This window comes from Sphingomonas sp. Leaf22 (assembly GCF_001421715.1).
In the GTDB taxonomy this organism is placed as follows: Bacteria; Pseudomonadota; Alphaproteobacteria; order Sphingomonadales; family Sphingomonadaceae; genus Sphingomonas.
Genome location: NZ_LMKP01000014.1, coordinates 35,738 through 58,117, shown reverse-complemented (window position 1 = coordinate 58,117; position 22,380 = coordinate 35,738). Strand labels below are relative to the sequence as shown.

The 22,380-nt window shown below is 67.0% G+C and carries 19 protein-coding genes; 11 read left to right on the top strand and 8 right to left on the bottom strand.

Going from position 1 to position 22,380, the window contains the following annotated elements; genetic code table 11:
• The first annotated feature begins 242 nt into the window (after nt 1-242).
• From ASE70_RS09130 to poxB, 3 genes are all read left to right on the top strand, one after another.
• The gene (locus ASE70_RS09130) at nt 243-551 is read left to right on the top strand and encodes a Rap1a/Tai family immunity protein (protein ID WP_056503793.1); all 309 of its coding nucleotides are present in this window, start codon (nt 243-245) and stop codon (nt 549-551) included.
• A gap of 282 nt (nt 552-833) precedes the next feature.
• Entirely contained in the window at nt 834-1,043 is a 210-nt protein-coding gene (locus ASE70_RS09125; protein WP_056503791.1) for a hypothetical protein, read from the top strand.
• Between the two features lie 136 nt (nt 1,044-1,179).
• Nucleotides 1,180-2,898, top strand: a complete 1,719-nt coding sequence (gene poxB, locus ASE70_RS09120; protein ID WP_056503788.1) for a ubiquinone-dependent pyruvate dehydrogenase — start codon at nt 1,180-1,182, stop codon at nt 2,896-2,898.
• A gap of 169 nt (nt 2,899-3,067) precedes the next feature.
• Here poxB and ASE70_RS19785 read toward each other — a convergent pair whose 3' ends face one another.
• Complete coding sequence (locus tag ASE70_RS19785) at nt 3,068-3,397, bottom strand: DUF6980 family protein (protein ID WP_156356111.1); 330 nt, start codon at nt 3,395-3,397, stop codon at nt 3,068-3,070.
• Between the two features lie 231 nt (nt 3,398-3,628).
• Between ASE70_RS19785 and parA the strand changes: the two genes are divergently transcribed.
• From parA to ASE70_RS20410, 3 genes are all read left to right on the top strand, one after another.
• Nucleotides 3,629-4,282, top strand: a complete 654-nt coding sequence (gene parA, locus ASE70_RS09110) for a ParA family partition ATPase (RefSeq protein WP_056503783.1) — start codon at nt 3,629-3,631, stop codon at nt 4,280-4,282.
• The gene (locus ASE70_RS09105) at nt 4,279-4,554 is read left to right on the top strand and encodes a ribbon-helix-helix domain-containing protein (protein ID WP_056503780.1); all 276 of its coding nucleotides are present in this window, start codon (nt 4,279-4,281) and stop codon (nt 4,552-4,554) included. Before parA ends, ASE70_RS09105 begins: the two co-directional genes overlap by 4 nt.
• Before the next feature lie 80 nt (nt 4,555-4,634).
• Complete coding sequence (locus tag ASE70_RS20410; protein WP_156356109.1) at nt 4,635-4,826, top strand: hypothetical protein; 192 nt, start codon at nt 4,635-4,637, stop codon at nt 4,824-4,826.
• A 382-nt stretch (nt 4,827-5,208) separates the two neighbouring features.
• On the opposite strand, the gene ASE70_RS09100 is transcribed toward ASE70_RS20410, so the two are convergent.
• Together ASE70_RS09100 and ASE70_RS09095 are read right to left on the bottom strand one after the other, a co-directional pair.
• Nucleotides 5,209-5,439, bottom strand: a complete 231-nt coding sequence (locus ASE70_RS09100) for a BrnA antitoxin family protein (RefSeq protein WP_056000787.1) — start codon at nt 5,437-5,439, stop codon at nt 5,209-5,211.
• Nucleotides 5,426-5,701, bottom strand: a complete 276-nt coding sequence (locus tag ASE70_RS09095) for a BrnT family toxin (protein WP_056503778.1) — start codon at nt 5,699-5,701, stop codon at nt 5,426-5,428. The genes ASE70_RS09100 and ASE70_RS09095 overlap by 14 nt, the downstream gene beginning before the upstream one ends.
• Before the next feature lie 205 nt (nt 5,702-5,906).
• Here ASE70_RS09095 and ASE70_RS09090 point away from each other — a divergent pair, with 205 nt between their 5' ends.
• Nucleotides 5,907-6,203, top strand: coding sequence for a hypothetical protein (locus ASE70_RS09090; protein WP_056000793.1), 297 nt, complete (start codon nt 5,907-5,909; stop codon nt 6,201-6,203).
• A gap of 73 nt (nt 6,204-6,276) precedes the next feature.
• On the opposite strand, the gene ASE70_RS09085 is transcribed toward ASE70_RS09090, so the two are convergent.
• The 4 genes from ASE70_RS09085 to ASE70_RS09070 all read right to left on the bottom strand — a co-directional run bounded on the left by ASE70_RS09085 (nt 6,277) and on the right by ASE70_RS09070 (nt 10,525).
• A complete protein-coding gene (locus tag ASE70_RS09085) occupies nt 6,277-6,855 on the bottom strand; it encodes a GFA family protein (protein ID WP_235519715.1) in 579 nt (192 codons plus the stop codon).
• A gap of 18 nt (nt 6,856-6,873) precedes the next feature.
• Nucleotides 6,874-7,479 carry a class I SAM-dependent methyltransferase gene (locus tag ASE70_RS09080; RefSeq protein ID WP_056000796.1) on the bottom strand — a complete coding sequence of 202 codons (606 nt, stop codon included), beginning with the start codon at nt 7,477-7,479 and terminating at the stop codon, nt 6,874-6,876.
• Nucleotides 7,480-7,543: 64 nt separating this feature from the next.
• Nucleotides 7,544-8,689 carry a sensor histidine kinase gene (locus tag ASE70_RS09075; RefSeq protein WP_082450909.1) on the bottom strand — a complete coding sequence of 382 codons (1,146 nt, stop codon included), beginning with the start codon at nt 8,687-8,689 and terminating at the stop codon, nt 7,544-7,546.
• Between the two features lie 540 nt (nt 8,690-9,229).
• Nucleotides 9,230-10,525 carry a sigma-54-dependent transcriptional regulator gene (locus ASE70_RS09070; protein ID WP_235519713.1) on the bottom strand — a complete coding sequence of 432 codons (1,296 nt, stop codon included), beginning with the start codon at nt 10,523-10,525 and terminating at the stop codon, nt 9,230-9,232.
• Nucleotides 10,526-10,561: 36 nt separating this feature from the next.
• Between ASE70_RS09070 and ASE70_RS09065 the strand changes: the two genes are divergently transcribed.
• From ASE70_RS09065 to ASE70_RS09050, 4 genes are all read left to right on the top strand, one after another.
• Complete coding sequence (locus ASE70_RS09065) at nt 10,562-11,863, top strand: efflux RND transporter periplasmic adaptor subunit (protein WP_235519711.1); 1,302 nt, start codon at nt 10,562-10,564, stop codon at nt 11,861-11,863.
• Between the two features lie 26 nt (nt 11,864-11,889).
• On the top strand, nt 11,890-12,567 hold the full coding sequence (locus ASE70_RS09060; protein ID WP_056503775.1) for an ABC transporter ATP-binding protein: 678 nt from the start codon (nt 11,890-11,892) through the stop codon (nt 12,565-12,567).
• Between the two features lie 167 nt (nt 12,568-12,734).
• Nucleotides 12,735-13,487: a GIN domain-containing protein gene (locus ASE70_RS09055; protein WP_056503772.1), complete on the top strand. Its 753-nt coding sequence runs from the start codon at nt 12,735-12,737 to the stop codon at nt 13,485-13,487.
• Nucleotides 13,488-13,503: 16 nt separating this feature from the next.
• Entirely contained in the window at nt 13,504-15,936 is a 2,433-nt protein-coding gene (locus ASE70_RS09050; RefSeq protein ID WP_056503769.1) for an ABC transporter permease, read from the top strand.
• A gap of 48 nt (nt 15,937-15,984) precedes the next feature.
• Here ASE70_RS09050 and ASE70_RS09045 read toward each other — a convergent pair whose 3' ends face one another.
• Nucleotides 15,985-22,341 (bottom strand): autotransporter outer membrane beta-barrel domain-containing protein, encoded by a 6,357-nt coding sequence (locus ASE70_RS09045; protein ID WP_056503766.1) that lies wholly within the window; start codon nt 22,339-22,341, stop codon nt 15,985-15,987.
• Nucleotides 22,342-22,380: the final 39 nt, after the last annotated feature.

Sequence of the window (22,380 nt, the reverse complement as noted above, 5' to 3'; positions counted from 1 at the left end):
GAGCTTGAACTCGCGGCTGAACTTCCGTCGTTGCATCTCCATCCTCCGGTTCCGAAAAACACCTTATCTCGGTGTCCACGAAACCGGCAGCAGCTCACTACGACCGGCCCTGACGCTGTCGGAGCGGGCACCTCAAAAGATTGAGGTGTTTGGCGGGTTCGAGTCCCGCTCATGGGTCCGCCGACGCCGAATAGCGGACACTGCACATTGGCGGTAAGGTGGTTGCAGGGGGATTCGACAGGATGCTGATTGTTGGACTCTTGCTGATCGCTTCTGCTCACAACGTCACGAGCGGGCGGGACCTACTTGCGGCCTGCAAGGAGCCGGGCTTCGATACATGGTGCGATGGCTTCATCAAGGGGTTGATGGACGCAGCTTTTGTGAAGGAAAGCAAGGCGAGTGAACGTTCATGCGTAGTTCCCGAACTCGGCATGCGGCAGCGCCGCACGCTGATGCTCGAGCATCTCAACCAGCACTCAGACCAGTGGGAGCTGCCGGCTGCGACCGTGGTGAACCGTGTGATCGCGGCGAACTGGCCCAATTGCGCTTGAGGCTCCAGGCTTAGACGTCGGCTCTCCACCAGAACCGGCCACTCCTGAAAAACCATTCCGATCGAGAAGATTTTCGACGTCAGACTATTATTCCGACCATCGTCGGAACGGACCCCAAGCATCTGTTTATAAACATCCTTTGGCCGACCCCCGCCTGTGCGGGAATATGGTAAGGGGTCGGCGATCGGTACGATCGCGGCAGACCCCGGGAAATAGCGGGGAGCCAAACCGGCCAGTGCCGGTTTTCGGGGGGTATTTTCCCTCTGTATCGGGATCGGCCTCATGAAAAAGCGTACCGGATATGTGGCGGCGGGCGCGTTTGCCGCGGTCGTGCTCGGCAGTATGGTCGCCATCGGCTATGTCGAGGACAGGATCGGCCCGCGATCGGGGGATCGGGCGGCGCTCGGCAATCCCGTGTCCGAACGACAGATGCTGGAGCGTCGGCGCGGGCGGGTGGCCGAGGCCGCGATCGTCGGGACGACCGTGCAATAGGGTGGCGACGGCGCGGCGCAGGCCGCCGCGCGCCGTCCACCGCTCCCTGAAACCCGGCTTGCCATCATCGCAACCACGCCGACGAAGCCAAACCGCCCGTCCCTCGTTCCGCCCTCGAACATTCGAGGGAATTGCCATGAAGATCGCCGATCTCATCACCGACACGCTGATCGCCGCGGGCATCGAGCGGATCTGGGGCGTGACGGGCGACAGCCTGAACGCGATCAACGACAGCCTGCGCCGGTCGGGCAGGATCGAATGGATGCATGTCCGGCATGAGGAGGTCGCGGCCTTTTCCGCCGGGGCCGAGGCGGCGGCGACGGGCAAGCTGGCGGTATGTGCGGGCAGCTGCGGGCCGGGCAATCTCCACCTGATCAACGGGCTGTTCGATTGCCAGCGCAACCGCGTGCCCGTGCTCGCCATCGCCGCGCATATCCCGTCGAGCGAGATCGGCCTGAACTATTTCCAGGAAACGCACCCGACCGAGCTGTTCCGCGAATGCAGCCATTTTTGCGAGATGGTGCAGACCCCCGAACAGCTGCCCGAACTGCTCCACCGCGCGCTGCGCACCGCGATCGGGCAACAGGGCGTGGCGGTGCTGGTGATCCCCGGCGACGTCGCGCTGAAGGCCGCGCCCGACCATGCCCGCGCCGGTTTCGCCACCCCCCTGCCCCCGCGCATCGTGCCGCAGACCGGCGAGATCGCGCGGCTTGCCGACCTGCTCAACGGGTCGAAGGCGGTGACGCTGTTGTGCGGGGCCGGTGTCGCGCACGCGCATGACGAGGTCGTGGCGCTGGCGGCGGCGCTGCAGGCCCCGATCGTCCATGCCTATCGCGGTAAGGAATGGATCGAATGGGACAATCCCTATGACGTCGGCATGACCGGGCTGATCGGCTTTTCGTCGGGCTATCACGCGATGATGGAGTGCGACACGCTGCTGATGCTCGGCACCGATTTCCCCTATCGCAACTTCTATCCCGAAAAGGCGAGGATCGCACAGATCGACCGTGACCCTTCCGCGCTGGGGCGGCGGGCGCAGATCGATATCGGCATCGTCGGCGACGTGCGCGAGGCGGCGGCGCTGCTGACCCCGCAGATCGCGCCCGACCGGTCGGACCGCTTCCTGACCAGGGCGCGGGCGCATTATGCCAAGGCGCGCGAAGGGCTGGACGACCTCGCTACACCGCGCGACGGCGACAAGCCGCTGCATCCGCAGTTCGTGGCGAAAGTGGTCGACCGCCTCGCCACCGACGATGCGGTGTTCACTGCCGACGTCGGCACGCCGGCGGTGTGGGCGGCGCGCTACCTGACGATGAACGGGCGGCGGCGGCTGATCGGATCGTTCAACCATGGGTCGATGGCGAACGCGATGCCGCAGGCGCTGGGCGTGCAGGCGGCGTATCCGGGGCGGCAGGTCGTGTCGCTGTCGGGCGATGGCGGGCTGACGATGCTGATGGGCGACATGCTGACCGCGGTGCAGATGCGGCTGCCGATCAAGATCGTGGTCTTCAACAATTCGACGCTGGGCTTCGTCGAGCTGGAGCAGAAGGCGGCGGGCTATATCGACACCAATGTCGCCCTCAAGAACCCGGACTTCGGCGCGGTCGCTGCGCAGATGGGCTTTTTCGGCGCGCGGGTGACGCGGTCGGACGAGTTGGAAGCGACCCTGCGTGCCGCCTTCGCGCATGACGGCCCGGCACTGGTCGACGTGGTGACCGAGACGCTCGAACTCGCCATGCCGCCCAAGATCCAGGCGGAGCAGGTCAAGGGGTTCAGCCTCTATACGCTGCGCGCGATCATGAGCGGGCGCGGGGATGAAGTGGTGGAACTGGCCAAGGCGAATTTGTTGCGGTGAGGGTGGCGGTTGGCGGCGGTGCCGGTCGCGCTCGTCGCGATCCGTACGCGTTCACCAATGGGCAGAGGTGGTGGGGTTTTTGCAGCATGGGTAGAAAAACAAGCTGTCGAGGTGTCGACATGTCGGATTGATGGTCGGTCGAAATGTCCCGTTTCGCCCGATCGCGGACCTACTCGTCCACGCTGTCGTCCAAGGGCATATCGACGAAATCGATGTAACGCCCTTTTATGGCGCCCCCCTGCCGAGCTGGTGCTAATGCTGCTGGGACACCCCGCCATGCGCTAGACTGGAAGTCTTCGGGAATGGGGCCGATGTCGGGATCGATACCTAACGCTTCAAGTTCGTCAAACCAGCGATCTCGCAGAGATGGCGGGAGGCGTTCACCGCACCATGGGCAGAAGAACAGCGTCTGTCTGGCTGCGCCCGCTTCGACCCAATAGACATCATAGCGCGCGTCATAATGCACCGTTTCCCAGTCATTTTGGGGATGGACATCCATGTGCCCTCGGCTTGGCCGTTGATCGCTCACTCGAGCAGCCTAATCGAACAGGCGCTGATTGGGAATGACGGTTTCCCACCAAACCTCGACGTCCTCGGAGCCTCGCATACACGCCACGTTTCCCTTGGGCAGCAGCCTGTCGAAGATATCGTGCCCGGCACTTCGAAGATGCTCTGTTTCGACACCTAGACAGCTTGACCTGTCGGCATGTCGACACGTAGATATCCCGACATGCCGACAATAGCCATCATCAGCCAGAAGGGCGGCGCGGGAAAGACGACGCTCGCCCTGCACCTCGCCGCTGCCGCACAGGCGAGCGGGCGCGTCGCGCTGGTCGTCGATACCGATCCGCAGGCGACCGCCAGCCAATGGGCGTCGTGGCGTGGCGAGGCACCGCCCGAGGTGATCGACAGCCCCCCGCCCCGCCTCGCCGCCAAGATCGCCGCCGCCAGCGCGCAGGGGGCCGAGGTGATCGTGATCGACACCCCGCCGCATGCCGACAGCGCGGCGCGCGCCGCAGTAGAAGCGGCGGACCTCGTGCTGATCCCGTGCCGGCCCAGCGCCTTCGACCTGTCGGCGATCCAGACCACCGCCAAGCTGGTGCAGCTGCTGCGCCGCCCGGCCTTCGTCGTGTTCACCGCCGGCCCGCCCAATGCGCCGCGCGTGTATCAGGAGGCGGGCGAACTGGTCGACAGCTTCGGCACCCCGCCCTGTCCGGTGCTGCTGCCCGATCGTGCCGCCTATCGCCATGCCAGTGCCGAGGGGCGCACGGTCATGGAGAGCGAACCTGCCGGCAAGGCGGCCGAGGAGGTTCGCGAACTCTACAAGTGGACATGTCGACAGCTCGACATGTCGGCCCCCCGTTTCCGGAAAGTCAGCCCATGAGCCGCAAACCGTCCTTCGCCAATCTGCGCGATCGCACGACCCCGCCGCCCCCTGCCCCGGCGGCACCCGCGCCCGCTACGGCCGTCACGTCCGATGCCAAGGGTCCGGCGAGCCGGCAGGGCCGCAAGCAGATCGCCGGTTTCTTCACCCCCGACATGTCGCTGGCGATGCACATGCTGGCGCGGCGGCAGGACCGCAGCCTGCAGGCGCTGATGGCCGAGGCGTTCAACGACGTGCTGCGCAAATATGGCGAGAGCCCGATCGGCGAATAGCCTGTCGACGGCTCGACCTGTCGACACGTCGATCAATCCTGCTATGGTCGGTGCGGCGTACGAACCGAAATTTCCGCCCTGTGCCGATCGCTGCGATGGACAGGGCCTGTTTGAGATTGCAAGAAACCGTGATGGACATGTCCCGCGAACTCATCGCTTATGCGATCATCGGTGTCGTCGCGCTGATCGTGATTCCCTGGGCGATCGTCGCCTATCGCCGCCGCCAGCGCCGCCGCCTGCGCCAGCGCGGGATCAAACGCTACGGCCATTGATCGTCGACCTGTCGACACGTCGATGGTTCGACAGGTTGGTTTGCCCCTGACCTGGGTGACATGCATGGAACGGGCAAGAAACTACGCTTAGCCCGTCGGAAAACCCGTGCAGGCGCATCGTCGCACCTGCCGGCTATCCGACAGGGATTGCCGCCTATGCTGCGCAAGGAAAACGGCCGGTTGCCTGGTGGTGCCGCTGAACGACGGCGAACAAGTGTATTCAGACAGGTTCGAGCGTCCCAATTTCCCGTCGATCCGGCACCATTTCGGGAAAAGGCGATCGGGAAAATGATTTGGGAAAGCCCGCCTCGGTGGCCGTGATCCGACTTCACAGGGGTGCCATTGTTCTCGATCGACCTTCCAAAACGGGACGACCCAACCGCTAAATTTGCCCCGTCTCCACCAGTCGGCCGAGCAATGCGTTCACGCGGGTCTGCCATCCGGGGCCGCTGCCACGCAGATGCTCGACCGTCGCAGCGTCCAGGCGAATTTTGACTTCAACCTTCGGCGTTTCCAGCTTCGGCCGACCGCGCCGGGAAGGCGTCATGCCAGCCATGAAGTTAGCATCCAGCGGCGGGTTGTCGTCGTGAAGATCGGGATTAAACTTGGTCATAATAGAACCTTACCTCATGCTTCTCGGCGGGGCGTAGGCTGATGGCGCGCACCGCGTCCTCGTGAGAGCCTTCAGTGAACACCAGCACGTGCAGGCGATCACCGATCAGACCGAGGGCGACGAACCTAACCTCTCCGTAATCGAAGCGATTATCTTCGCGCTCCAAGGTCGTATCCCAATCGAATCCTTCCGCCGCGCTCAGCGACACGCCGTGCTTGCTGGCGTTGAGGCGATCCTTGGCAGGGTCGAACTCGATCTCCATATATTTTTGTACACCTGTTTAATGGCGGTAGCAACGATTGTCGTGCACCCGAAAAATCATCCAATGGGACTGTCTTGGCCGTCTCACGGGCTGTTCGTTTCCGGGAAAGCGACAGCGCGCAACACGCTCCACAGCATGTCACGTTGTTTGGAGGCCAACTAGCTGGCACACTGTACTCGTCTTCAGCGATTCCGTTTTGGGAAAGATGAGCGAGATAGTGTTCTTCGTCCTGTTTTGGGCAAGCTACGCGGCTTGGCTCGCATTGTTCATATGGCTTGCATGGACGGGCAAGGTACGACTGCTTCTGCTACTTGGCGCAGTTATGCTTTTGGGATTCGTTATAACCTGCGCGACTATGCAGACGGAAATTGCTGAACCCAATCGCAATCACAGCGGCGATATGGGTTACGGACTGATCGCGTTATTTGCAGCGGCAGTGCTGCTTGTTCCACTTGGCCTTGCCGCTATCACTTATCCCGTCGGCCGCCTCTGGAGCCGCTAACAGCCTCTTTTCCCATTTCTCGATCTCAATCGGGACACCCAACGACACGCTGACGGGGCGCGAGGCGGTTAGCCTAGTCGCGATGCTCGATATCGTCGCCGGTGATCGCCACCCACGGCTGCTGCATCTGTTCCCACCCCGATACCGTCGGCGGGGGAAAGGCGGGGTCGGCGAAGGCGCCGACCGGGATCGCGATCTGCCCCGGGCGGGTGTCGGTGGTGTAGGCGACCGTCGATCCGCAGGTCGCGCAGAAATGATAGGTCGATCGCATCCCGCTGCCGCCGCGTGCCGACCAGCGCTGGGTCGGGCCGTCGAACGATACGCGATCCTCGGCAAAACGGGCGTCGACCGCAAAGGCGCTGCCGCTGCGCCGCTGGCAATCGTGGCAATGGCATACCGACACGCGCAAGGGGTCGCCGGTACAGATGGCGCGGACCGTGCCGCAGCGGCAGGTGGCGAGCCGCCGGATGGTGTGATCGGACGGCGGATCGATCGGCCGACCGATCAATTCGCGGCGCACCAGCGTTCGCCGCATCTGGCCCAGATCGCCGGGCGGCAGGGCGCTGGCCTGCGGCGGACGGCCGGACGGGGTCACCCGCTCGTGCGTCGTGCCGCTGTCCGGCCTGTGCGCTTCTAGCCGGCGGTGCTCCACGGGCGGGTACGATCCTCGTTACGATACCGTCCTATCGTAGGCGTCGCCCCCCTGCCCGGCAACTGCCATCCCATAGTCGTTACCGCCATTATCACGATAATTTGCAGAGAGATGCAGTCCTGCATCAGCCAGCAGCCCGCGATAGGCGGTTTCGCCCAGCGATCGCGACGTCCGACCGGTCAGCGTGTCGCGCCACGTACACGCGATGCGCGGTGCCCCGAACAGGAAGCGACCACCCGGTTTCAGCACCTGTCCGACCCGCGCGATCAGCGTCGCCTGCGCGGTTTCGGGGAGCAGGAACAGCAATCCGATCGCGACCGCGGCATCGAACCGGCGGTCGAAGAAGCGGCTGTCCTCGACCGCCTCGCACGCGGCATCGGCATGGGGCAGCGCACGGCGAAAGGCGGCGAGCAGCGTGGGTGAAGGGTCGATGCCGGCGACCCGATGGCCGGCGGCGGTCAGGGTCGTCGCGACCGGCCATCCGCTGCCGCAGCCAATGTCGACGATTGCCGCACCGGCGGGCAGGGTGGCGGCCCAGTCGCGGACGACGTCGCTGCCGATGGCGGAGCGGGCGGCGACGTATCGGTCGGCGATTGCCTCATAGCCGTTCGACCTGTCGGTCATTCGACATCCCGACGTGTCGACATGTCGGGAAACGGTGCCGGTGTTTGCTGGAAGTGACGGCCGATCATTCGACAGCTCGACCTGTCGACATGTCGGACAGGGTCAGGCGAAAGCACGTCACGCGCGTGTCGAGCAGCATCAGCTCGCCGCCATGCGCGCGGGCGATGCGGCGGGCGAGGGTCAGGCCGATCCCCGAACCCCCCGCCTTGTCGGTGTGGAACGGGCGGAAGATGCGGGCGCGATCGGTGGCGGCGATGCCGCTGCCGCTGTCGCGGATCTCGGCCAAAAAGCCGTCTTCGGCGGTCAGGGTCAGCGCGACCCGCGCCGGCGCGTCGGCGGCCAGGGCGGCTTCGGCAGCGTTCTGGAGCAGCGCCCACAGCGCCTGCACCATCTGGTCATGGTCGATCTGTGCGGTGCCGCGGCCATCGGCGGTGAGCGCCACCCGGTCGCCGAACCGCCCGCGGAACAACCGCGCGAGATCGACGGCCAGTTCGTCCAGCGCGACGGGGGCGGGCACCGGATCGGGCAGGCGGGCGAGCTGGCGATAGGCGCGGGTAAAGCCCTCCAGCCCCTCGACCCGGCGGGCGAGGGTGGCGAGGATGTCGCCGAGCATCGCGTCGCCCCGGCGATGCGCCGTCATGGCACTGTCGGCCAGCGAGACGACCGGCGACAGGCCGTTCAGAAGCTCGTGGCCGAGAATGTCGATCATCTCGTCGCTGGCGCGTTCCTGCGCGGCATGTTCCTCGGCAGCAATGTCGATCAGCGCGGCGAGGCGGGTGTCGGGGCCGAGCGTCACCGCATCGATCCGCCAGCGCCGCCCGGCATGGCGCAGGTGCCGCGCGTCGGGATCGGTCAGGGCGGCGGGCGGGGCGATCAGCCGGTCGTCGGCGACGAACAGCGCGCGCGCGGCGCGGTTGATCGCGCGGACCTGCGCCGCATCGATGCGCAGCAGCGGGACGGGCACCTGATCGAGCAGCGCCGCGATCGGCAGCGTGTCGTGCGGCGAGGTGCGCGGGGCGGGGGTGGCCGATGCCCGGCGCAGCGCGATCCAGCACCCCAGCGCCAGCGCCCAGACGACGATGCCGAGCGTGCCGAGCAGCGATCCCCAGATGCCCGCCTGCCACGCCAGCACGAGGGCTGCACCGCCAAGGGTGAGGGTGACGCCCGATCCGAGCGCGGCGAGGGTGCGGCGGCGTTCGGCGGTCAGCATGGGGCGTGCGTTCCAAAGCGATGCCGTACGCCGGTGGAGGCGAGTGCGCTGCGAACGCCACGCGCTCGTACCCCGGCGGGGGCGAAACCCCTGTGCAAGCCACCAACCCGTACCCCGGCGCAGGCGAGACCTTTGCGAAAGTACCTTGACCGTACCCCGGCGAAGGCCGGGGCCCAGTTGGGGGACGTTGGTACCCTACGGAGAAACCTTCCCAACTGGACCCCGGCCTTCGCCGGGGTATGAGGTAGGAGGTGCCGATCCCTGCCCGTACCCCCGCGCAGGCGGGGGTCCAGAGACAAGCAGAGCAACGGTTTGTGCGTGGGGCCCTGGACCCCGGCCTTCGCCGGGGTACGGGGGAGGAGGTACCGATCCCTGCCCGTACCCCCGCGCAGGCGGGAGCCCAGAGCCAAGCAGAACAACGCTTTGTGCGAGGGGTCCTGGACCCCCGCCTGCGCGGGGGTACGCCCGACGATCGGCAATCGGGACGTTCGCAAAGGTCTCGCCGGCGCAGGGGTACGCCGGTGGACGGGGGGGCACACCCTACAACCCATGCCGCGCCATCCGCCGGTACAGTGCCCCCCGGCTCAACCCGAGTGCCGCCGCCGCATGGCTGACATTGTGGCGATGTTCGCGCAGCGCCGCCTCGATCACCGCGCGTTCGTTTTCGTCGAGGTCGAAGCGCGCGGGCGCGTCGGCGGCGACCATCGCCACCGTCTCCGGCGCCAGTAGCGCGGTGTCGATCGCGCCGCCATCGCCCAGCAGCACCGCGCGCTCGATCGCCGCCGCCAGCCCGCGCACCTCGTCGGGCCATGGTCCGCGCAGGATGCGGGCTTGCGCGGCGGGGGTGAGGGTCGGGACCGGCCGCCCATGCCGCGCCGCCGCCATCCGCAGGAAATGGCGCGCGAGCAGCAGCGCGTCGTCGCCGCGCGCGGCCAATGGCGGCACCGCGATCTCGACCGTGGCGATGCGGCGAGCGAGCGCGGGCAGGATGCCGTTCGCGCGGTCGGCGATGGCGATGCAGCGCGTGGTCGCGGGCAAGTGTGCCAGCAACCGCGCCTGCGCCACCTCGCCCAGACGATCGGGATGGCGCAGCAGGATGGTCGACGTGTCGACAAGTCGACCCCATGCCGCATCGTCGCGCAGGTCGATTACCGGCATCGTCGTCCCGGCATCGGCCGACGCGGCGTGGAGCGCGGCGGCGGTCAGCCCGCGCCCCGATCCGGCCGGACCGGTCACCACCACCCCGGCCCGGGTCGGGCCGATGCGGCGGATCAGGTCGCGCAGGGCCGCCATCGCCGCACTGTCGCCCAGCAGCCGCGCCGGTTCGGTCGCCATCGGCTGCGCCACCGCCGCGACCGGGGTTCGCGCTCGCGCGGCGGTGGCGATGCGGGCGAGCAGGTCGGCGTTGCGCCACGGCTTCATGATGAAATCGCGTGCACCGGCGCGCATCGCCTCCACCGCGATCCGCACGCCGCTATGCGCGGTGATGACCACCACCGCCGTCCCCGGATCGTCGGACAGGATGCGTGCCAGCAATGCCAGCCCCTCCGCGCCATCGGTGCGTCCGGCGGCATAGTTCATGTCGAGCAGCACCACGTCGTAGCGTCCGGCGGCGAGCCGCGACAGCGCCTCTTCGGGCGTCGCGGCGGCATCGATCCGGTGCCCGCTGAGGCGCACCGCCAGCGCGATCGATTCGGCGACGCTGGCATTGTCGTCGATCAGCAGCACGGTCAGGCCGCTTGACGCGCCCGCCCCCTGTCCATTTTCGGACAGTGCGTCCGGACATGGACGGTCACTTGCCGGCAGTTCGGATGAAGTTCGTTCGTTTGCAGGCACTTAGGATTTTCCGCCCGGATCGGTGACACTGTGTCCATGATGACCGAACCGACCGACGGCGCAAGCAGCACGACGACAGGGCAGGGGAGCGCGCCCGGTGCCGCCATGGACCGCCGTGTTGAGAAGCCCCGCGCGCGCTGGTGGCGGCGGCGTCCGCTGTGGATCGCGGTGGCGGTGGTGTTGGCGGCGGTCGCGTTGTGGCGCTTCCTGCCCGCCGCCGGATCGACCGATATCGATGCCGACCGGATCGAAACCGGCGAGGTGACCCGCGCCGCATTCGACGATTACCTGCCGGTGCGCGGCACCGTCGCCCCGCGCCTGACCACGCTGGTCGGGGTATTGTCGGGTGGGCAGGTCGAGACATTGCTGGTGCAGGACGGGGCGATGGTCGCCGCCGGACAGAAGCTGGCGACGCTCGCCAATCCCGAACTGCGGCTCGAAGTGCTGACGCGCGAGGCGGCGATCGCCGGCCAGCTCGGCGCGGTCGCGGGTGAGGGGCTGGGGATCGAGCGCAGCCGGCTCGACCGCTCGGCACAGGTCGCGCAGGCCGAATATGATCTGATCAAGGCGCGCCGCGACCTCGCCATCCGCCAGCAGCTGTTCGACAAGGGCATCGTGTCCGAAGCGGGCGTCGCCGGCTATCGCGCCGAGGCCGAGTATCAGGCGCGCCGCCTCGCCCAGCTGCGCAGCGGTGCCGGTACCGAGGCGCGGATCACCGCGACGCAGGGCGCGCGTCTGGCGGATACGCAGGCGCGGCTCGCCGGCAATCTCGCGGCGGTGCGCGGCGGGCTGTCGGCGCTGACCATCCGCGCGCCCGCCGCCGGGCGGCTGACCAACTTCACGTTGCAACCGGGGCAAACGCTGAAGGCCGGCGACCCGGCGGGACAGGTCGACAGCGAGGGGTCGTGGAAGCTGGAGGCCGATGTCGACGAATATTATCTCGGCCGCGTCGCGGTCGGGCAGCGCGCGCGGGCGGACGGCGCGACGCTGACCGTCAGCAAGGTGCTGCCGGCAGTGAAGGACGGGCGGTTCCGCGTCGAACTGACCTTCGACCGGACACCACCCAACCTCAATCGCGGCCAGACCATCGATATCCGCATCACGCTGGGCGCTGCGTCCAAGGCGGTCGTCGCCCCGGTCGGCGGGTGGCTGGCGGCGGAGAATGGCGCGTTCGCCTTCGTGCTCGACGCCGATGGCACCCACGCCACGCGCCGCCCCGTCAAGATCGGCCGCCGCAATCCGGAAGTGGTCGAAATCCTGTCGGGGCTGAACCCCGGCGACCGCATCGTCACCAGCAATCTGTCGACCGTGAAGGGCGACACGCTGAACATCAACTAGGCAACATCAACCAAGGGGGCAGGTCTATGATCCGTCTAGAGAATATCCAGCGCCGCTATGTCTCCGACGAGGTCGAGACGACCGCGCTGGCCGATATCAACCTGCACGTCGAAGCGGGCGAGTTCGTCGCGATCATGGGGCCGTCGGGCTGCGGCAAATCGACGCTGCTCAACACGCTCGGCACGGTCGATCGCCCGACCGGCGGCAAATATTGGTTCGGCGAGCGCGATCTGGCGGCGCTCGATGAAAAGGACCTCGCCAAATTCCGGGGATCGACGCTCGGCTTCGTGTTTCAGAGCTTCAACCTGATCGACGAGCTGACGATCGAGGAGAATGTGGCGCTCGGCCTCGCCTATCGCAGTGATGCCGGCGATCGGAAGGGGCGGGTGGCCGCGGCGATGGACAAGGTCGGCATTGCCCATCGCGCCCGCCATTTCCCGCACCAGCTGTCGGGCGGGCAGCAGCAGCGCGCGGCGATAGCCCGCGCGATCGTCGGCGATCCGAAACTGATCCTGGCGGACGAGCCGACCGGCAATCTCGACACCGCCAATGGCGAGCAGGTGATGAACATCCTGATGGGGCTGAACGCCGACGGCGCGACGATCGTCATGGTCACCCACTCGCCCGCCCATGCCGACATGGCGCGGCGGCGCATCGACATGCTGGATGGCCGCATCGTCGCCAGCGCGATGCGGGCGATGTGATGCGCACGGCCCAACCTCAATTCCTGCGTACCCCCGCGCAGGCGGGGGGCCAGGGCCACACTAACTACCCTTCACGTTTGCCGCTCTGGATCCCCGCCTGCGCGGGGATACGGCCCCGGGCCGGTGGCAGCGTATCCTCCATTCCCTCCCGATCGGAGACCACGCCCATGAAACCGCTCCTCACCCTCGCGCTGCTCGCCTCCGCCGTGCCGACCCCGGCACTGGCACAGGGGGCGACGCGCAGCTTCGCCGTTGCCGATTTCGATCGCATCGACCTGCGCGGCTGCGATCATGTCGTCGTCACCTTCGGCGCGCGCTTCGCGGTGCGGGCACAGGGGCAGGCGGGGTCGCTGGCGGCGATCGGCGTCGCGGTGCGTGGCCGGGTCCTGACGCTCCTGCGGGCACCGGGCAGCTGCGACAGCCGCCGGAACAAGCCCGCCGCGACGATCAACGTCACCCTGCCGCGCCTTGCCGTCATCCAGACGAGTGGCACCGGATCGGTCCGCATCGCCGCGCTTGACACCCCGACGTTCGAGGCACGGATGCGCGGTACCGGTGCCCTCGCCATCGACGGCCTGCGCACCACCCGCGCGACGATCGACGTATCGGGCACCGGCACCGCGACGCTGCGCGGGGTGCGTGCCGCGCGGCTGTCGCTCGACCTCAGCGGCACCGGGCGCATCGTCGCCGATGGCCGGGCGGACGCGCTGGCGATCGATGCCAGCGGGACTGGACATGTCGACACCTCGACACTCACCACCGGAGCATTGTCGGTCGATGCCAGCGGCACCGGATCGGTCCGCGCGCAGGTGAATGGCCCCGCCACCATCGACGCCAGCGGCATCGCCCGCGTGACCGTCACCGGCCGGCCGCAATGCGCGGTGTCGCGGAGCGGCATGGCCCGCGTCACCTGCGGCTGATCCTGGGGGAACATCGATGAACCGTTTCGGGCTGCTGTCGCTCTATCGCTCGCTTGTGCGCCACAAGCTATATGCCGCGTTGAATATCGGCGGCCTCGCGGTCGGGATCGCAGTGTTCCTGATCCTCGGCCTCTATGTCCGGTTCGAGACCAGCTATGAGAAATGGCTGCCCGATTACGACAAGGCCTATGTCGTGCAGACGGTGTGGACCATGCCCGACAATCCGACCAGCGGCGCCTATGCCTATACCATGGGCGGGTTGCTGGATCAGTTGCGCGAGGACTTTCCGGGCACGGTCGGCACCCGCATCAATGGTGGGGGGGAAGGCGCCGGCACGATCCTGACCGACGGCCGCGCGACCAAGGTGAATGCCGCGCAGGTCGATTCCACCTTCTTCCGGGTATTCCCGCTGCCGCTGGTCGCTGGCGATCACGCGACCGCGCTGGCACAGCCGGGTAATGTCGCGATCGATCAGACGACCGCGCGCGCCTATTTCGGCGGCCGCGATCCGATCGGGCAGACGCTAGTCCTGTCGATGGACAAAGTGCGGACCTACCGGGTCAGCGCGGTGTTCCGCGACCTGCCCAAGAACAGCGATTTCAAGCTGTCGGTGCTGACGCCGCTCACCCGCGATATGGCCAACGAATATTGGTATCACTGGGGCAGTTCGTCGCTTGCCAGCTATTTGCGGTTCGACACGCCGGCGGCGGCGCGCGCCTATGAGGACAAACTGACCGGGTTCGTCGACCGGCGCGGCAAAGGATTGGCCGATCCGGGCGGCAAGGCATCGGACATGCAGCATCTGACGCTGCTGCCGCTCGCCGATCTGCATCTCGAACCGCAGGGCACCGACAGCAGCAGCGCCAAGATGACCGTCGTCACCCTGGGACTGGTCGGTGTGCTGACGCTGCTGATCGCGGTCATCAACTATATCAACCTCGCCACCGCCCGTGCCGGCCTGCGCGCCCGCGAAGTGGCGATGCGCAAGGTGCTGGGTGCCGATCGCGGCACGCTGATCCGCCAGTTCCTCGGCGAAGCGGTGCTGACCGTCGCCATCGCCGCGCTGGGCGGGCTGATCCTCGCCGAACTGGGCCTGCCGCTGGTCAATGCCGCCGGCGGGCTGTCGCTGACCATGCCGTATGGCGTGGTCGTGCCGGCGCTGGCGCTGCTGACGGTGATCGTCGGCGTGCTAGCGGGGGTGTATCCGGCGATCCTGCTGTCGCGCTTTCCGGCCGCCGCCGTGCTGGCCTCGGCGCGCTCGCCCGGCGGCGGGCGTACGGGTACGCGTATCCGCGAACTGCTGGTGATCGGGCAGTTCGGTCTCGCCATCGCGTTCATGATCGGCACCGCCGTGCTGGTCGCACAGACCCGGCATGTTCGCACGACCGATCTGGGGTTTCAGCGCGATGGGTTGCTGGTGCTCAGATCGACCTCCGATCCGGCGGTGCCGAAGGATCGCCTGCCCTCGATTCTGACCGCGATCCGGGCGCTGCCACAGGTCAAGGATGCGACCATTGCCAATGCGGCGGTCGGCGGCAGCGGCGAGAGCAACAACACCAACGTACCCTTGCCGGGTGTCGCCGGGTCGGGACCGTCGCTGACCTGGATCCGGGTATCGCCACGCTTCTTCGAAACCCATGGCGCAAGGCTGCTGGCCGGCCGCTGGTTTAACGACGCGCATGGCGGCGATGACATTACCGGTCGCAAGGGCGAGGACGGTGCGAACATCGTCATCACCCGCCGCGCGCTGACCTCGTTGCGGTTCAAGACGCCCGACGAAGCGATCGGCAAGACGCTGGGTGGCGATCGTCCGCGTACGATCATCGGCGTGGTCGACGACCTGCGCTTCGATACGCCGCGCATCGCTATCCCGCCATCCTATTATATCTACAACCGCCGGCCCGAGGACATCCAGACCTCGGTCACGACGATCCGGGTGAACGGCAACCCACGCACCGCGCTGAAAAGCCTCGAGCAACTTTGGCAGCGGATGGTGCCGCAGGTGCCGTTCGATGCGAAGACCGCCGACGACCGCCTGACCGACTTCTACGAAGCCGACGACCGTGCGACGCGGCTGTTCGGGATCGGGGCGGGCCTTGCCGTGCTGATCGGTTGCGTCGGGCTATGGGGTCTCGCCTCGTTCAATACCCAGCGCCGGGTGAAGGAGATCGGCATCCGCAAGACGCTGGGCGCGTCGTCGATCGATATCGTCAAGCTGCTGGTCGGGCAGTTCCTGCGGCCCGTGCTGATCGCGAACCTCGTCGCGTGGCCGCTGGCGTTCTTCGCGATGCGGACGTGGCTGGCCGGGTTCGAGGACGCGATCCCGCTGTCACCGCTATTCTTTGCGGGTGCGACGGCGGTGGCGCTGCTGGTCGCGGTGCTGACCGTGCTCGGCCAGTCACTCCGCGCAAGCCGCGCGGCCCCGGCCTGGGCCTTGCGGCACGATTGAGGGGGGCGGCTCCGACCTTGCGCAAGGTCGGAGCCGGTCAAACCGCGATCAGAAGCGCAGCCGTACGCCGGTGCTGATCGTTTCCTGATGATCGTCACGACCGGTCTGTGCCGATGCGGAGGCAAAGATGTCGAGCCCACTCGGCAGGCGATAGGCGACACCGCCCGCTGCGGTGCCGACCAGTTCGGTACGGCCCGCGCCGACCGCGACCAGCCCCGGACCGTTGCCGGCATAGCCCGCCAGTGCCGTCGCGCGCTGTCCTTCGAGTTGGTAGCGGGCGCCCAGCGACACGAACGGCCGGAACGGCGCGTCCGAGGCATCGCTGCGCGCCAGCGTCACCCCGGTATCGGCAAAGCCCGATACATGCCGGTTGCCAGCGACGGTCAGGGCGAACGGGCTGGACCCGGTTTCGCGCACCGCTTCGCGCGAGGTGCGGATGTACGTTACGCCGACCCGCGGGCGTAGCGACCAGCCATCCCCTACGTCGATGCCATAGGATGCGGCGACATCGCTGGCCCAGCTGTGCAGGGCATAGTTGCCGATCCCGTCACGTCCCGTCGGCAAGGCGCGCACCGTATCCGTCGTGCCGCCATCGTACAGCAGCGAAGCGCTGAAGCCCCACCCGCTGTCCGCGCCGTAGCGGCCATGAACGCCCGCCACCACGCCGTCGGCACGCGTGCGCGCGCCCAGTGCGCCGATCTGCTGCCGGCCGTTCAGATACCCGGCGAACGCGCCGATCATCCAGCTGCGGTCGCCATATCCGACCCCACCGAGGAAGCCATAGCTTTGCGCACGCGCGGTGTTGCTGCCCTCTGCGGCATCGCCCTGCAGTGTGTGCCACTGGCCGATCGTCTGCGCGAAGGTGAACGCGCCTGCATCCTGCCGGTCGGTCGCGAACGCGTTTCCACGGGCGACCTGGGTCAGCGACAGGGCATGGTCGACCCCGAGCTGTGTCGCCGAGGCATAGGCTTCCGGCGTCAACTGCGCGAAGCCGCGCGCATTCGATGCTCCGGACGTATCGACCAGTGCCGGCAGGCTGTCGAACAGCGCGCTGGTCGCCGGCTGCACCGCCAGCGTGGCGTTCGCATAGGCGATGCTGCGCGCGACCTGCGGCGAGAAGCGCGGGTCGGTCAGGAACTGGCCGAGCAGCTGGATGCGGTCGGCGCGCTGGACGATCACGCCGAACAGGCTCGACGGCTTGTTGATGGTCGTGAACCCGCCGGTGATCCCGCCGCTGGCGGTGATCAGGTCGTAGCTGGTGCCGGCGCGCAGCGTGCCGACCGGTACGATCTGCAACGTCGCGCCGCTGGCGATCGAGAGTGCGCCGTTGACGACCAGCTTGTCGGACACGGTCGGGGTCAGTTCGAACACCGACAGCGAACCGCTGGCCAGCGCGACATTGCCGTTGACGGTCATCACCCCCGGCGATGCACCCGGGCTGAGCGTACCGGCGACATTGACGTTGCCGTTGACGGTACCCGCCGAACCGAAGGTCGCACCCGTGCCGACGTCGATGCGGCTTGCGGCGATCGTCGAGTTGGCAAGCCCGACCAGACGCCCGCCGGTCAGCGCCGCATTGCCGAGCGCCGCATTGCCCGAAACGGTGGCGTAGCCGCCGGTCATCCCGAACGTCTCGACATTGCTGATGGCCGTGAAGGCGACCGGAGCGTTTGCGCTGCCGCCCGACACGGCGATCGTATCGCTGCCCGCACCGCCATCGACCGCGCCGGCAAAGCCGCCCGCGATCGTCAGCCGTTCGTTGCCGCCGGCGAAGCGCACGGTACCGGCGGTCAGCGATGCGCCGCCGGCGACGGTCAGGTCGGTGGCCGCGACCACCTGTCCATAGCTTTGTGCGCCGGTCAGGGTCAGCGTGCCGGTGCCGGTGCTCGCCAGCGTTTCGAAGCCGGTCAGCGTGGCGGCGTCGAGCGTACGCGGTCCGGCCAGCGCCACCGTGGCGAGGTCATCCCCCGCGCCGCCCGCGACGATGCCGTTCAGCGTGGCACCGGGGGCCAGGCTGAAGCTGTCATTGCCAGCGCCCAGATCGAGCGTGCCGTTGATCGTGCCGCCATTGGCCAGCGCCACCGTCTGCGCGCCATCGCCCAGCGTCATCAGGTCGCCGGCCGCGCCGAGCGTCCCGTCGATCGTGAGTGCGGTACCGGTGAGCGCAATCGTCTCGAACCCGCTGGCGCTGCCCGTCAGCGTTACCGGTGCGTTGGTGGAGAAGCGCAGCGTGTCGCTACCCGCCCCGCCGGTATAGGTGCCGTTGGCGACCGCTGTCCCCAGCACTAGCATGTCGTTGCCGCCGCCCAGTGCGGCGCGGCCGATATCGCCGTCGACGCTCAGCATTTCGGCCGCGTCGCTGCCGGTGACGGTGCCGACGCTGTTGCCGTTCAGCGCGAGCACAAGGCCGGTGCCGGCGAGGGCGACGCTGTCGAAGCTCTGGTCGAGGGTCAGCGCCAGCGTGCCGTTGCCGGTAACGGCGAGCTGTTCGAAGCCGCTGCGCGTGCCGATCCCGTTGCGGTTGCCCGACAGGACGACGCGGTACAGGTCGACCCCCGCGCCGCCATCGACCCTACCGGCGACGCTGCTGCCCGCGCGATCGACGAAAATGTCGTCGCCCGCGCCCAGCGCCACCGAACCGGTGATCGTTCCCGCATTGTCGACGGTTTCGGCCGCATCGCTGCCGGTGATCGTGACCGGGCCGATGCTGCTCAGCGTTTCGCCTGCGCCGACGTTCAGCGTGCCGCCGCTGACGTCGAGCGTCGTGGCCTGGAACGCGCCGATATAATTGACCGCGCCGCTGCCGGTCTGGCTGAACCGCTCGAAGTTGACGAACTGGTCGCCGCGTACCGTGCCACCGCCGGCAGCGTCGATGATCAGGCTGTCGGTGCCCGCGCCGCCATCGACGGTACCGGACAGGATGGCCGAGACACGATGCAGGAAGGTGTCGTCGCCGGCGCCCAGAAAGACATCGCCGTCGAGCGTGCCGTAATTCTCGATACGGTCGTCGCCTGCGCCCGTGTCGATCGATCCGATGATCGTGCCGGTGTTGATGATCCGGTCATTGGTGCCAAAGGACTGGATCGCGCCGGCCAACGTTTCACCGTTCGCGGTGAAGCTGGCACCACCATGGATCGTACCGGCGTTGGTCAGGTCCAGCGTACCCAGCGCGCCTATGGCGGTCGACAATATTCCTGTCGCTTCGATCCTGCCGGTCGCGCTGTTGTTCAGCGTGATGGAATGCGCTGCGCCGGTCGGTGCCGTCAGCATCGTCAGCGCCGTGGCAATGCTGGTATAGGTTTCGGTCCGCTGTTCGACCTGTCCGGTCGACGGGTCATAGCTCCAATAGGTGTAGGTAACATCCTCACCACCGGCATTCGCACGGATCGTACCGCTGTTGGTCACGGTGATCTGCCGCATGCCGGCGCTTGGCTCGCCGGACCAGTAGAACCCGCGCGCCTCCAGATAAGCTGCGGTCGCGCCCTTGCCCGTCGTCTCGATCGTGCCGCGATTGTCGAGCGTCATCGACGATACGCCGTCGGCCGTATCGACCATCGTCATCTCGATCGCGTTGCGACCGCTGGTGATCGTGCCACGGTTGGCCAGCGATGCCGTCAGCGGCGCGGAAGCGATCACGTTGGTGAAGTTCTGCACCGATATGCCGAGCTTGCCGGTGATCGATCCGTCGTTCGCTGCGGTCACCGCACTGTCCGACCCCAGCGAGACGGCGAGATTGCCTGCGCCGATGTCGATCGTGCCGGCGTTCGCAAAGTCGACCGCGCCGGGCTGTTGGATCCGTACCGCCGACCCTTGCGAATCCTGGGTCGTCACGATGCCGGTGGCGGCATTGACGAAGCGTCCGACGCGACCATCGAAGCCGCCGTTCATCCGACCCTGGTTGGTGAACGAGGCGAGCAGCGGCGGAACCACCATCATCCCGTTCTCCCACCGATCGGTGTCGGTGGTCACCATGCCGTCGATCGTCGCGGTGTTGATGATATTGCCGGTGCCCGACAGTTTCAGGGTGTTCGCGACGGTTGCCGCAGCGGCGATGGTCACCTGCGTATCCGGTCCGGTGGCACGCACGCCTTCGACAGCGAAACCGGTCGGCAGGTCCCGGCCCAGCGTCACCGTGCCGTTGGTGGAACGGGCATGGATATAGGTGTTGGTACCGCCGCCGGCATCGATCGTGCCGCTGACGCCGGTCACGTCGTCATAGACGATCAGCGTGTCGTCGCCGTCGCCGAACCGCAGGTCGCCGGCGATCGTGCCACCCAACCCGTCATATATCGCGTTGCCATAGGATCGGTTGTTGTAGTTATAGCTGCTGTAGCCGAGATCGACGGTGCCGATGATGGTACCGGCATTGACCAGCGTCCCGCCGCTGACCCGGATCGCGGTACCGTCGCCGGTTATCGTGGCGCCGACGCGATTGGTGATCATGGCCTGCGGATTATATTGGCCACCCCCGATCGCGACGTCGTTCGTGCTGGTGATGCGGCCGGCATTGTCGATCGTCATCGATGACGAACTGCCAACCGCGTTTCCGGCAACCTCGATCGAGCCGAAATTGGTGAGGTCGAGGCCACTCCAGGAAAAGATGCCGTCCGATACGCGACCGCCAGCGATCTGGCTGATCGTGCCGTTGTTGGTGATCTTCAAGGCTTCCGAGATGCCGGTCGCGCCATCGAGCGAAATTGTCCCGTCGTTGACGACGGTTCCCTGGCTGGAGGCGTAGATACCGATCGCAGCCTGCTGCCTGTCTCCACCGCGCACGAGGATCGTGCCGGCGTTCGTGAAGCTATGCTCGCGTCCGGTCTGCACCGCGGCGAAGGCAAGACCGTCGCTGCCACTCGATCTGTCGAGGGTGATGGTTCCGCGGCTGATGATGGCGAGACCGGTCTGATCGCTCCGGGTCTCGCCGGGTGCCGTCAGGACCTCCGACACCGAAATGGCCGAGCGGGTGGTGGCGACGATGTCGCCGGTGACGTCGACGCTGCCCTTGCCCGCCACGATCAAAGGCGTACCGACGCTGGTCAGCGTCAGCTTGGCGCCATCGTACAGGTCATAGCCGATCTCGGCGAAACCCGGACGCGCCGTTGCCGAGGTGGTCGTGTCGGCAGTGACGCGATAGCGCAGCAGCGCGTTCGTCGCGGTGACCGTCCCGTTGATGCCGGCAAAGCCGCTGCTGCCCGCATTGCCCAAGGAGGTGACGAGCGTCTCGTTACGGCCCAGCGTCAGGTTTCCGTTCAGCACGCCACCCGGCAAGGCGAAATACCGGTTGCTGCCATAGCTGTATTCGTTGCCGACACCACCGAACGAGACGTTGCCGTCGATCGTCCCGGCATTGGCGACCGTCGCGTTGAACAGGCCGATACCGGACGTCGACGGACGGACATCGCCGACGACCCGACCTCCGGCACCATTGAACAGGATACCGTAATAGCCGAGGTCGACCGCCAGCGCTGGCGACGTGATCAGGCCCGTGTTGGTAAGGTTGCTGGAGAGCTGGACCCCGGCGATCGCGCCTTCGATGGTACCGCTGTTGGTCCAGTTCATCCCCGACGAACCACGCATGGTGGCGCCGATGCCGGCGGTCGAGCGGATCGTGCCGCTATTGGTGAAGCCGGTACCCGACAGTTCCAGCGCCGTTCCGCTCGCCTGCAGCGTCCCGGTGTTGACGAACATGCCTTGCGCAATGATCGATGCGCCGTTGCCGGCCGCATTGATCGTACCATCATTCTGGAAGCGGTTGGCAGAATAGATGCGAACCAGGTAACCATTGTCGGCAGCGGTGCCTTCGATGGTGCCCGCGTTCACGATGGTGGGTGCGCCGTCGGAATAGCCGGTGCTGAGAACCTCTCCGGTTCCGCGCAAGATACCGTTGAGCGTGACGGTGCCGCCGCCGCTCACGCTTAGCTGGTTGCGAATGACGCTACCCGCCGCGCCGAGGGTTACCGTTGGCGTATTTTCGAGGCGCAGGCCAAGCTGCTCGAATCCGGTCAGCAGCGGGAAAGTGGTTAAGTCGGCGTTTTCGGAAAGACGCAGCGCCAAGGTATCTACACCCGCACCGCCGTCGATCGTTCCGGTAATGCCGGTAACGATCTGTCCGGCGACATAGCGCGCCGCCAGCGTGTCGTTGCCGGCGCCGAGGGTCAGGTCGCCGATGATCGTCCCGGCGAGGGTATCGATGCTGCTGACGCTACCCGCGGCGGCACGCGACACGACCGATCCGGTGATCGTCCCGGCATTGGTCAGGTACAGCGAACCGCTGACGTCGATCGCTGTGCCGACGCCACGGATCGTCGCGCCAGCCTCGTTGACGATGCGGCTCGCATTGCCATCGTTCGCGGTCCGGCGCGAGATGATCGATCCGTCGATCGTCCCGGCATTGGTCAGGGACAATGCCCCATCGGTGTCGATCGCATTGCCGACGCCGCGGAT

Excerpts from the sequence above, each read along its gene's own strand:
- poxB (WP_056503788.1), top strand. The coding sequence starts at position 1,180 with ATGAAGATCGCCGATCTCATCACCGACACGCTGATCGCCGCGGGCATC.
- ASE70_RS09095 (WP_056503778.1), bottom strand. The coding sequence starts at position 5,701 with ATGGAGATCGAGTTCGACCCTGCCAAGGATCGCCTCAACGCCAGCAAG.
- ASE70_RS09055 (WP_056503772.1), top strand. The coding sequence starts at position 12,735 with ATGAAACCGCTCCTCACCCTCGCGCTGCTCGCCTCCGCCGTGCCGACC.
- ASE70_RS19785 (WP_156356111.1), bottom strand. The coding sequence starts at position 3,397 with ATGGATGTCCATCCCCAAAATGACTGGGAAACGGTGCATTATGACGCG.
- parA (WP_056503783.1), top strand. The coding sequence starts at position 3,629 with ATGCCGACAATAGCCATCATCAGCCAGAAGGGCGGCGCGGGAAAGACG.
- ASE70_RS09130 (WP_056503793.1), top strand. The coding sequence starts at position 243 with ATGCTGATTGTTGGACTCTTGCTGATCGCTTCTGCTCACAACGTCACG.
- ASE70_RS09105 (WP_056503780.1), top strand. The coding sequence starts at position 4,279 with ATGAGCCGCAAACCGTCCTTCGCCAATCTGCGCGATCGCACGACCCCG.
- ASE70_RS09100 (WP_056000787.1), bottom strand. The coding sequence starts at position 5,439 with ATGACCAAGTTTAATCCCGATCTTCACGACGACAACCCGCCGCTGGAT.
- ASE70_RS09125 (WP_056503791.1), top strand. The coding sequence starts at position 834 with ATGAAAAAGCGTACCGGATATGTGGCGGCGGGCGCGTTTGCCGCGGTC.
- ASE70_RS09060 (WP_056503775.1), top strand. The coding sequence starts at position 11,890 with ATGATCCGTCTAGAGAATATCCAGCGCCGCTATGTCTCCGACGAGGTC.
- ASE70_RS09065 (WP_235519711.1), top strand. The coding sequence starts at position 10,562 with ATGATGACCGAACCGACCGACGGCGCAAGCAGCACGACGACAGGGCAG.
- ASE70_RS09075 (WP_082450909.1), bottom strand. The coding sequence starts at position 8,689 with ATGCTGACCGCCGAACGCCGCCGCACCCTCGCCGCGCTCGGATCGGGC.
- ASE70_RS09050 (WP_056503769.1), top strand. The coding sequence starts at position 13,504 with ATGAACCGTTTCGGGCTGCTGTCGCTCTATCGCTCGCTTGTGCGCCAC.
- ASE70_RS09080 (WP_056000796.1), bottom strand. The coding sequence starts at position 7,479 with ATGACCGACAGGTCGAACGGCTATGAGGCAATCGCCGACCGATACGTC.
- ASE70_RS09090 (WP_056000793.1), top strand. The coding sequence starts at position 5,907 with ATGAGCGAGATAGTGTTCTTCGTCCTGTTTTGGGCAAGCTACGCGGCT.